General features: G+C 58.7%; 10 protein-coding genes. 3 read left to right on the forward strand and 7 right to left on the reverse strand.

The annotated features are described in order from the left end of the window. Positions 1-53 precede the first annotated feature (53 nt). Positions 54-764 carry a tRNA1(Val) (adenine(37)-N6)-methyltransferase gene (locus G5149_RS20100; protein ID WP_335818896.1) on the reverse strand — a complete coding sequence of 237 codons (711 nt, stop codon included), beginning with the start codon at positions 762-764 and terminating at the stop codon, positions 54-56. A 119-nt stretch (positions 765-883) separates the two neighbouring features. Between G5149_RS20100 and srmB the strand changes: the two genes are divergently transcribed. Continuing rightward, entirely contained in the window at positions 884-2,107 is a 1,224-nt protein-coding gene (gene srmB, locus G5149_RS20105; protein WP_421213490.1) for an ATP-dependent RNA helicase SrmB, read from the forward strand. Between the two features lie 72 nt (positions 2,108-2,179). Here srmB and G5149_RS20110 read toward each other — a convergent pair whose 3' ends face one another. Genes G5149_RS20110 through rnr form a run of 4 tightly spaced genes read right to left on the reverse strand, consistent with a single transcriptional unit; the run spans position 2,180 to position 6,406 of the window. Beyond that, the gene (locus G5149_RS20110) at positions 2,180-2,635 is read right to left on the reverse strand and encodes a GNAT family N-acetyltransferase (protein WP_421213492.1); all 456 of its coding nucleotides are present in this window, start codon (positions 2,633-2,635) and stop codon (positions 2,180-2,182) included. A 56-nt stretch (positions 2,636-2,691) separates the two neighbouring features. Then, positions 2,692-3,264 (reverse strand): Crp/Fnr family transcriptional regulator, encoded by a 573-nt coding sequence (locus tag G5149_RS20115; RefSeq protein WP_108612042.1) that lies wholly within the window; start codon positions 3,262-3,264, stop codon positions 2,692-2,694. Between the two features lie 2 nt (positions 3,265-3,266). Then, positions 3,267-4,016: a 23S rRNA (guanosine(2251)-2'-O)-methyltransferase RlmB gene (gene rlmB / locus G5149_RS20120; protein ID WP_216979512.1), complete on the reverse strand. Its 750-nt coding sequence runs from the start codon at positions 4,014-4,016 to the stop codon at positions 3,267-3,269. After that, the gene (gene rnr, locus G5149_RS20125; protein WP_337073783.1) at positions 4,013-6,406 is read right to left on the reverse strand and encodes a ribonuclease R; all 2,394 of its coding nucleotides are present in this window, start codon (positions 6,404-6,406) and stop codon (positions 4,013-4,015) included. Before rnr ends, rlmB begins: the two co-directional genes overlap by 4 nt. Positions 6,407-6,540: 134 nt before the next feature. Between rnr and G5149_RS20130 the strand changes: the two genes are divergently transcribed. Continuing rightward, positions 6,541-7,563: a GGDEF domain-containing protein gene (locus tag G5149_RS20130; protein ID WP_019445736.1), complete on the forward strand. Its 1,023-nt coding sequence runs from the start codon at positions 6,541-6,543 to the stop codon at positions 7,561-7,563. Between the two features lie 130 nt (positions 7,564-7,693). Here the strand turns inward: G5149_RS20130 and ompA are convergent, their stop codons facing one another. Both ompA and G5149_RS20140 read right to left on the reverse strand, forming a co-directional pair. Next, positions 7,694-8,731 (reverse strand): porin OmpA, encoded by a 1,038-nt coding sequence (gene ompA, locus G5149_RS20135; RefSeq protein WP_216979514.1) that lies wholly within the window; start codon positions 8,729-8,731, stop codon positions 7,694-7,696. Positions 8,732-8,995: 264 nt separating this feature from the next. Next, positions 8,996-10,033: an SGNH/GDSL hydrolase family protein gene (locus tag G5149_RS20140; RefSeq protein ID WP_421213496.1), complete on the reverse strand. Its 1,038-nt coding sequence runs from the start codon at positions 10,031-10,033 to the stop codon at positions 8,996-8,998. 253 nt (positions 10,034-10,286) lie between these two features. On the opposite strand from G5149_RS20140, the gene G5149_RS20145 reads away from it, so the two are divergent. Further along, a complete protein-coding gene (locus G5149_RS20145; RefSeq protein WP_421213498.1) occupies positions 10,287-10,673 on the forward strand; it encodes a YgiW/YdeI family stress tolerance OB fold protein in 387 nt (128 codons plus the stop codon). Positions 10,674-10,776: the final 103 nt, after the last annotated feature.

A 10,776-nucleotide genomic window follows, 5' to 3' on the forward strand; every position in this document is an offset into this window, starting at 1 on the left:
GCGCTCGATCTGGAACCAGCATAATGGCGTGAAAAAATAGTTCAAGACGAAATTTACATCTTCAAATAGAAGGGGTTGGTCAGTTGGATATATCTGTCGGAATAGGCCCCATCAGCAGAATGGATCACAATTTCACCCCTCTCACACCTGTTTAATCCTCTGCCAAGTAGCAATAAAACACGATTTGCCTCTTTACCCTCTCTGGTGATAACAGCTGTATAACAAATGCCATGCAGATCATAATTCGCCGAAATGCATAAAATTTCATCGGCCATCGCCGTCGGCAGCACCAGCGCCACCTGCCCGTTCGGGCTCAGCAAACGATCGCAGGCCGCCAGTAATGCGTGGCTGTCGAGGGCTCCGGTATGGCGGGCCAACGCCCGCGCCGGATCGCTAAATGACTGGCCTGCCACGAAATAGGGAGGGTTGGAGACGACAAGATCGTAAGGGGCTGCCTGATAATCCTGAATGGCACTCTCTATGACGGTCACCCGATCGGCCCAGGGAGAGGCAGCCGCATTCTCCCGCGCCTGGCTGGCCGCATTAATATCCAGTTCGACCGCATCGAGACGGCAGTCAGATCTGCTGCGCTGGGCCAGCATCAGGGCGATCAGGCCGCTGCCGCTGCCGATATCGAGCACCCGGTGCGCCTGTTCGACCGGCGCCCAGGCACCGAGCAGGATGCCATCGGTGCCCACCTTCATGGCGCAGCGATCGTGATTGATATGGAACTGTTTGAAGGTAAATCCGCGACTACGTCCCATCTGGCCCCCGTCATCTGCAAAAATGGTGGGCGATTATAGCGGCTAAGACACACTCACCAATAGGAGCCGACGAGATAATCGCCTATAATCTGCCGTTTCCTTAATGACCGAGTATTGCCATGAGCCAGTCCTTTGATGATTTCGACCTGCACCCAGCCCTCAACCGGGCCTTGGCCGAGATGGGATTCACCCGCCCCACCACCATCCAGCAGATGGTGCTGGAGCCAGCCCTGGACGGCCGCGATATTCTGGCATCCGCTCCGACCGGTACCGGCAAGACCGCCTCTTTCCTGCTGCCGGCACTCCAGCACCTGCTGGACTTCCCACGCCGCAAGCCGGGCCCCTGCCGCATGCTGATCCTGACCCCGACCCGCGAGTTGGCGCTGCAGGTTACCGCCCACGCCAAGGCGCTGGCGGCCCATACCAACCTCAGCATCGAAACCATCATCGGCGGCGTCAGCCATGAAGAGCAGCTGCCTGCCCTGACCAAGACCACCGACATAGTGGTGGCCACCCCGGGCCGTCTGCTCGAGTACATCGAGAAAGAGGAGTTCGAGAGCCACGACATCGAGGTGCTGGTGCTGGACGAAGCGGACCGCATGCTGGACATGGGCTTTATCAAGGATGTGGACCGCATCGTGGAAGAGGCGCGCTACCGCAAGCACACCATGCTCTTCTCCGCCACCCTGGAAGGGGCCGGCCTTGAGAAGTTCGCCAACGAGATCCTCAAGGAGCCGGTGGAGCTGCACGCCGAACCGCCCCGCAGCGAACGTCGCCCCATCACCCAGTGGATCCATCTGGCTGATGACGCCGCCCACAAGCTGGCGCTGCTGACCCATATCCTGAAAGATCCGGAAACCCAGAAAGCCATTATCTTCGTCAAGACTCGCGAGCGTCTGGCGGAGCTCTCCGGCCAGCTGCAGGCGGCAGGTATCTCCTGCGCCTGGATCCGTGGCGAGATGGAGCAGAGCAAGCGTATCGAGTCGATCCGCAAGTTCCACGAAGGGGAAGTACCCTTCCTCATCGCCACCGACGTCGCCGCCCGCGGCATCGACCTGCCGAACGTCAGCCATGTCATCAACTACGACATGCCCTACGGCGCCGATGTTTACGTCCACCGGATCGGTCGTACCGGCCGCGCCGGCAACCGTGGCTGCGCCATCAGCCTGGTAGAAGCCCACGACATGGCGATGGTCGCCAAGATCGAACGCTACACCGAAGAGCGCCTCAAGCGCCGGGTGATCGACGAACTGCGCCCGAAACACAAGGAAGCGCGGGTACCGGTGAAGAAGAAAAAGCCGGTCGACAAGAAGAAGTCCGCCAAGAAGAAAAAGAAGAAGTGATCGCCTGCCGATAAAGAGAAGGGCCATCCCGCGGGATGGCCCTTCTGCATTCTGAATCACTCTGACGAGTGGCTATGCCACCACTCTGCGCATCCCGATATGGGGGATATCGTCCTCGACATATCCCTCCCCCTCGGCCACAAAACCGTGCTGGCCATAGAAGCCCTGCAGATGAGCCTGAGCCCCCAACCAGATGCTGTGAGTCGGCCAGCGCGCCTCACACGCCTTGACCGCCTCGCTGATCAGCTTATGACCATGACCACCGCCGCGCGCCTTGGGTGAGGTCACCACCCGGCCGATGGCGGCGCCGCTCTCATCGCCGATGCCGGGCGCCATAATCCGCGCGTAAGCAGCAAGCTGGTCGCCCTGATACCCTAGCAGGTGCCAGACCCCTTCGCGGCGATCCAGCCCGTCCAGATCCTGAAAGGGGCAGGTCTGCTCCACCACGAACACCTCAGCCCGCAGCGCCAGCAACTCATACAACTCGTCTGTGGTCAGTTCAGACCAGGGTTTCAGGATCCAGTTCATCGGCAACTCCTTATCAGTTCGGTCTGCCAGCATAATCGTGGCGCCAGCGCCCTGCATTAACCTTTGTTAAGTTCTTTCAGCCGTTTGCGAATGCGGCTCAGGCTGATGGGTGTGATACCGAGATAGGCGGCGATCTGGTGGTCTGGCACTCTGGCATCGAGCGCGGGAAAGCTGTCGAGAAAGTGCTGATAGCGTGCCTGCGGGCTGCCGGTCAGCAGCAACTGCTCCTTCTCCTCCTTGATGCGCAGCTGCACCTCCAGCAGGTGCTGGTACCAGCGCGGCCAGCCGGGTAGCTGGCGCAAGTCGGCCAGACTGAACAGCTGCAGACGGCAGGGCTCCAGCGCCTCCACGCTGTAGCGGGCCGGCTCACCACTGAGCAGGTGGTGGAAGTCGAGAAACTCGTCTCCCTCCCAGTAGAACTCCTTGATGTACTCGCGGCCATCCTCCAGCACCAGCTTGGCCCGCAGCAGCCCCTGCTCCACCCTGACCAGCAGATCCGGGCTGTCGCCGGCATGCCAGAGGCAGCTTTTCGGGCTGAGGGTCAGCGGGCGGGCAAAAGAGAGGAGGCGCGCGGCCTCCTCTTTATCTGCGACCTGCGCCCAATCGAAGGGGGGTCTGTCAGTCAGCATGATTAACCGCGACGCTGACGCACGGCTTCAAACAGGCAAACGCCGGTTGCCACCGAGACGTTGAGGCTGGATACCGCCCCTGCCATCGGGATGCTCACCAGCTCGTCGCAGTGCTCGCGGGTGAGGCGACGCATACCCTTGCCCTCTGCCCCCATCACCAGCGCCATCGGGCCGGTGAGTTTGGCCTGGAACACGTCGTGATCCGCCTCGCCGGCGGTACCAACGATCCAGACGCCACGCTCCTGCAGCTCGCGCAGGCTGCGGGCCAGGTTGGTGACCTGAATGAGCGGCACCACTTCGGCGGCGCCACAGGCAACCTTGCGCACGATCGGGGTCAGACCGGTGGCCTTGTCGCGCGGCACGATCACCGCATGCACGCCGGCCGCATCGGCGCTGCGCAGGCAGGCGCCGAGGTTGTGCGGATCGGTCACGCCATCCAGCACCAGCAGGAAGGGTTGAGTCTGTTGCTCGGCCAACTTGTCCAGCAGGCTGGCCAGATCGTGCTCGGCGAGCTTGGGCGCCTCTTTCACCCGGGCCATGATGCCCTGGTGATTGTTGCCCTCCGCCTTGTCGTCGAGCGTCTTGCGGTTCACGCTCTGCACCTTGAGGCCGAGCGCATCCAGTTCGGCCAGCAGGGGTTGCAGCCGGTCGTCATCGCGCCCCTTGAGGGCCCACACTTCGATGAAACGCTCCGGGGTGCGCTCCAGCAGCGCGGATACAGCGTGAATGCCGTAGATCAGTTCAGTACTCATTTAGTGCTCTTGGCCTTGTCGCGAGCTTTTTTGCCCGGTCGTCTGTTGCTGGGTTTGGCACGGCCACCCTTGTCGGATTTGCCGTGATCCTTGCCCTCTTTACGTTTTTCGTGACGCTGTGCGCTCTTGGCCTTCTCTTTCTTGATCTCGGCCTGCTTGCGCGCCATCTCTTTGGCGTTCTTGCCGGTTGCCTTGAGCGGCTCTTCCACCATCACGAAGTCGATCTTGCGATCATCCAGATTGACGCCCATCACCTTGACCCGCACCTTGTCGCCCAGACGGTAACGGCGGCGGAAGTTCTCGCCGATCAGCTGCTGGTGCAGCGGGTCGAACTGGTAGTAGTCGTTGGTGAGGGTGCTGACGTGCACCAGACCGTCGATGTGGATCTCCGCCAGGCGGACAAAGAAGCCAAAGCCGGTGACGCTGGCGATAACGCCGTCAAACTCGTCACCCACATGATCCAGCATGTACTCGCACTTGAGCCAGTCGGCCACATCGCGAGTGGCATCGTCGGCACGGCGCTCGGTCATGGAGCAGTGCTCGCCCATTGGATCCACTTCTTCCAGCTGGTAGTGGTAACCACCGCTCGGGGTCCACTTGTGGCGCAGGTTGGCCTGCTGCTCCTTGGCGGTCTGATACTTGATCGCACGGTGCAGGATCAGGTCTGGGTAACGACGGATCGGCGAGGTGAAGTGGGCGTAGGACTTCAGGGCCAGGCCGAAGTGACCGATGTTGTCGGCCTGATAGATGGCCTGACGCATGGAGCGCAGCAGCATGGTGGAGAGCAGCTCCGCATCCGGTCGCCCTTCAAACTTGGCAGCCAGCTCGGCGAAATCTTTCGGCTCGGGCTCGAGACCGCCCTTGAGCTCCAGACCCAGTTCGGCCAGGAAGTCACGGAAACCGGTCAGACGCTCTTCACCCGGACGGTCGTGCACGCGGAACAGGGCAGCAGCTTCGTTCTTCTCGATGTAGCGGGCGGCAGCCACGTTCGCCTGGATCATGCACTCTTCGATGATCTTGTGGGCGTCGTTGCGCACCAGCGGCACAATGCGGTCAATCTTGCGCTGGGCGTTGAAGATGAAGCGGGTCTCCTCGCTCTCGAACTCCACCGCGCCGCGCTGATGACGGGCATGCTTGAGCGCCTTGTAGAGGTTGTTGAGCTCCTCGATATGACCCACCAGCGGATCATACTGCTGACGCAGCTTGGGATCCCCGTCGAGGATCGCCGCCACCTTGGTGTAGGTCAGGCGGGCGTGGGAGTTCATCACCGCTTCGTAGAACTTGTAGCCGGACATGCGGCCAGCGGCGGAGATGGTCATCTCGCACACCATGCAGAGACGGTCAACCTGCGGGTTCAGGGAACACAGACCGTTGGAGAGTACCTCCGGCAGCATGGGCACCACAAACTCGGGGAAGTATACGGAGTTGCCACGCTGGTAGGCCTCGGTGTCGAGGGCTGTGCCAGGTTTCACGTACGCGGAGACGTCGGCGATAGCGACCCACAGGCGCCAGCCACCACCACGCTTGGCTTCACAGAAGACAGCGTCATCAAAGTCGCGAGCATCTTCTCCGTCGATGGTGACCAGTGGCAGAGCGCGCAGGTCGATGCGACCTTCTTTAGCCTTCTCCGGCACCTCTTCGCCCAGACCGGCAACCTCTTTAGTCACTTCCTCGGGCCAAGTGTGCGGGATACCGTGGGTACGCAGGGCGATTTCGATCTCCATGCCGGGCGCCATGTTTTCACCCAGCACCTCCAGCACGGTACCCACCGCGTTGAAGCGGGCGGTGGCACGCTGGTTGATGCGCACGACCACCACCTGGCTCTGGCGAGCCCCTTTGTTTTCCCCTTCAGGGATAATGATGTCCTGGCCGATACGGCTGTCGTCGGGTACCACAAACCCGACACCGTTCTCGACGAAGTAACGACCGACGATATCCGCTTCGCGTGACTTGAGCAGACGCACCAGACGTGCCTCCTGACGTCCTTTGCGGTCGATCTCGGTCGGTTGCACCAGCGCATAGTCGCCATGCATCAGACGCTGCATTTCACGGTTATTCAAAAACAGATCCGGACCACCACCTTCCGGACGCAGAAAACCGAAGCCATCCTTGTGACCCAGCACATAGCCTTTCACCAGATTCAGGCGATCCGGCAGGGCATAGCACTGGTTGCGGGTAAAGACCAGCTGACCATCGCGCTCCATGGCGCGCAGGCGGCGGCGCAGGGCCTCCAACGGCTCTTCTTCTGTCAGCTTGAGGACCTTTGCCAGCTCTTCCCGTGACATCGGCTTTTCATGGCCCTTGATGAGGTCGAGGATAAGTTCACGACTTGCAATGGGGTTTTCGTATTTTTCGGCCTCGCGTTCGAGGAAAGGATCTTTTTGAGACATAAGCAGGCCTTAGGGTTGGTGGTAACGGTGCCATTATATCGGAGGGGGGGGCGAATGGCATCCATCGGCTGCCTTTTGGCCAATCTCTCTGTCATACTATGTGCAGTTCGCTGGCATGATGAGACATAGAACTCATGAGTAAGGATACATTTGCCCAATCTGCCGCTTATCTCAAGCAGGCAGTTCCCCTGATGATCAAGTACCAAATCCCAACTACGCCGGACAATTACCATCTCTGGTACAACTATGTCTCGGCCAGCATGCCCGAACTCAACCAGGCGATTGATCAGGCTGTCAAAATGCAGGGAACCTGCTCACTCACTACCTGCGAGCGGCTCTATCACCAGTATCTGGCCGCTCAGGACGAGAAGCAGATGGAGGCGATGAAACTGAGCCTCGCCGCCATGGCCAACGAGCTCGGCCACTCCATGCAGGACGCCATATCCGATACCGGCATGTTTCAGGAGATGCTCGACAAGAGTTTTGACAAGCTCAGCCGCATTGATGACGAGGGCTTCAGCCTGGAAGACACCATGGGGATCCTGCGAGAGCTGGTGCGCGAATCGCGGGATGTGCGCATGTCCACCATGCACTTTCGCAACCAGCTCAGCAATGCGGAAAAAGAGATCAAGGAACTGCGGGCGGCGCTCAACGAGACACGCAAACTGGCCAACGAGGATGCCCTCACCAACCTGCTCAACCGCCGCGCCTTCGATCTGGAGCTGGAGGGGTTGATCCGCAGCCAGCACCCCTTCTCGCTGATCCTCGCCGATATCGATCGATTCAAGAACTTCAACGACGAGTACGGTCACCTGCTCGGCGATCAGGTACTGCGCGCCTTCAGCAAACGGCTGCGCGATGCCTGCAAGGAGGGGGTCACTGCCTATCGGCTGGGTGGGGAGGAGTTCGCCATGCTGGTCCCCCATCGCTCGCTGGCGCTGGCCAGACAGATGGCGGAAAGCATGCGCCGCGCCATCGAGCGGATGTCGATTCTGGATCGCAAATCGGGCCGCCGCATCGACCACATCACAGCTTCGTTTGGCGTGGGTGAGTTCAACGGTCAGGAGAGCGCAGACTGTCTGGTCGAACGTACCGACAAGCTGCTCTACAAGGCCAAGGAGCTGGGGCGCAACCGGGTGATGCCGCTCCCTTCCTGATTTGTCCCCTGCCCGACCGCAATGCCAATGTAAAAAGCCAGTCAGCTCAACTGACTGGCTTTTTGGTCTCTCTTGCACCGACAGGGGCTGTTCATTCCAGCCCCAGTGAAGAGCAGCTCAGTGTGAAGGATTACTCCTGCACCTCGCTGACACCTTCGACTTTCACATCAACACGGCGATCCGGAGCCAGGCAGACGATCAGCTCACGCTTGGACTTGCTGACGCAGCTGTCGCCGGTAACCGGTGAAGATTTACCACGCCCTTCCACATTGATCTTGGCGGCCGGAATCCCTTTACCAACCAGATAGTTGGCAACGGTCTGGGCACGCTGCTCGGAGAGTTTCTGGTTGTAGGCATCGGAACCGATACGGTCGGTGTGACCAATTACGGTTGCCACGCCATCTTTGGGTCGTGCTTGTTCAATCTGACTATAGAGGCTATCAAGTGCCTGACTGGCCTCTGGCTTGAGAGTCGCCTTGTTGAAGTCAAACAGCACATCGGAGCTCAGGGTGAACTGCTTCTCAACCATCACAGGTGCAGGAGCAGGTTCCGGAGCTGGGGCGGGCGCCACAGGGGCAACCTGACCAAAGCGATAAACCGCAGCCAGCGAGAGCAGGCCGTTATCCATTCTCAGACCGGTATCATCGCGGCTGCCATACGGGGTGGTGTACTGGTACTCCAGGCGAGCAGCCCAGTCGAGGTTGAATGCATACTCGGCACCCAGTGCTCCGACCATGACAAAGCGGCTGTCATCTTTGTAGACATCGCTCTTGGTATCAGCCCAGCCATAACCGCCACCGACACGACCATACAGATCCAGATTATCGGTAACCGGGAAGCCCAGTTTCAGGGTCAGTTGAGCCAGCTGTGCAGTCACCTCATCGCTAAAAGCTGCACCGCTCTTCACTGCGTCGTATTTATATTTGCCCAGGTAGTCGTAACCCAGCTCCAGTCCAAGATTCTTGTTGATCTGATAACCGCCAAACACGCCTGCACCCAAGGCATCGTTGGTCTCATTGCCAAGGGTCAGGGCATTGCTTTCATCAATGCCGTAGAAGTTGGACCAACCCAGTTTGGCACCGCCATACCAGGTGTTGTCCTGACCGGCAGCCTGGGCATTGGCCGCCAGCAAGCCGGTAACCAGCAAGGTAATCAATGATTTTTTCATGTTTGAGCCTCTGCAACTTTATGTAGGAGGAGGTTGATTGATATCACCTCGTCTTATAGGTGCAACCACCCAAAAGCGATCGCAGCATATCAACGTTAGCCTATTTTCAAGTCACTGATATCAATTAACAAAAAACACTGTAACGCAAACTTGTTACAAAAACAGCAACAAACGTCTGTTATTTGAGCTATTAGGTCGCAAAGCAAGTGTTGGCTCAGACTGGCGAGTGAAAAAAGGGCCGGCATCCGCCAGCCTGGGCAAGTATCAGCGACGGACAAACTCGTAGTGCTGATCGATAAAGTCAGCAACACGCTGGCTCAATACCTTGTGCACCGTCCTGGTTGGATGCACCTGATCCCAGAACATATGTTCATCGCAGTCGAGGCTCGCTGCACGCTCTTTTGCCTGCCCACTCACCACCGCCTGCGCCAGGATCGGGTTACCGGCAATAGCCACTCTTTCGGAGACACTCAAAGCCGGGGTCGCAGCCACCTCGGCGGCGCTGCCGGAGAACGGCTTCCATGTATAGCCACCACCGTAGCAGGCGTGTTCTGTGTCACTCAGCCCGAACTGCTGAGGATCGCGCATCATCTCGTCAAACTGCTTGTCCACTTCGAACAGCTTCACTATGCCGAGGGGAGCCAGCTCGCGAGTGAGGTTCTGCAACTTCTGGTTGTGGTAGCTGGCCACATGGCGCACCTTCTCCACCACCTTCATGCTGCGGGCTGACGGGGTCTGCCCCAGATCAGGAATGTTGAACAGCAGGATCTGCTGCGCGCCGTTGAGCACCAACCGGTTGGATGCCAGCCGGATGGTATCGATCACCCGATCCGCATCCCGCTCGGTGTTCCAGCCATAGGCCAGATAATCGTTGGCACCGACCCAGATCACCACCAGATCATCGGGGCGGAACTTGTCCTTTTTCAGGAACTGGTCGATCTCGTAATCGAGGTTGTTGATCACCTGATATTTGGGATCCCAGGACCAGAAACCGAGCCAGCCATTCAGGGCACCCAGATGGTTATAGGCCACCGCCGTTGCACCGCCTTCCGCCTCGTTGGCCACGACCAGACCGGGGAAACGCTCGTCACCCAACTGCTCCAGCCACACCGGGCCGTTGCTGAAGCGCCCGTTGAAGTAAGGTGGGCTGGAGGGGAGATACCCCCGCATCTTCTTGTACATCTTGCCGGTATCGGAGAGGCTGTCACCAAACATCACGACCCGGGAAAAAGGTTGGCGTCCCTCTGCCGCTTGCGCGGTCAATGCCATTAACCCCAATAAACAAACAAGCCATTTTTTCATATTGTTATGCTCTTCGATTAAGCAGGTGAGACCTGCGGACTTCTCCTCGAATGGCGACAGGCATGGGAAGAGTCTGCTGCCACTGACTTCTGGTGAAGGCGACAGATTACAGTTCCATATGAAATCACACATGTTCCGCCATCGATGAAATCGCTTGCGCTCACAAAACAGCCAATCACAATGGGTTTATCTTTCACGCTTGTTTCACGCCCTGCACAGCACAATGCCCTCATACCAACGACAGGAGTATGAAATGAACAAGGCAAGCGCAAGCGTAATCGGACTGTTAACCCTGATGTCTGTCTCCTCTTTTGCCATGGCGGCCTACACAGGCCCGCAGGAGCAGAACAAGGTCTCCGTTGCTCAACTGAAAGATCTGGCCGATGACAGCTGTGCCACCCTGGAAGGGAAACTGGTCAAGCATCTGGGCGGCGAGAACTATCTATTCCGCGATGCCAGTGGCGAGGTTGAGGTCGAAGTGGATCAGGATGTGTGGCGCGGCACCGAAGTGGGTCCGGACGACCTGATCCGCATTCGTGGTGAAGTGGACCACAGCTGGAACAAGACTGAAGTGGAAGTAGAAACCCTGGAAAAGGTGGGCGCCGCGCCCAAGGCCAAAGGCGGCTTTATTGCCAAATAAGGCCACTTCTACGATGAACTGGCCAGTGTCTAGTCCTGAAATAGGTTTACACATTTTCAACTAGCATTTCTCTACTCAGAACCCCCTATGTACCGCATCGGGG

It is taken from the genome of Aeromonas sp. 600479 (assembly GCF_049175515.1).
Taxonomy (GTDB): Bacteria; Pseudomonadota; Gammaproteobacteria; order Enterobacterales; family Aeromonadaceae; genus Aeromonas; species Aeromonas veronii_A.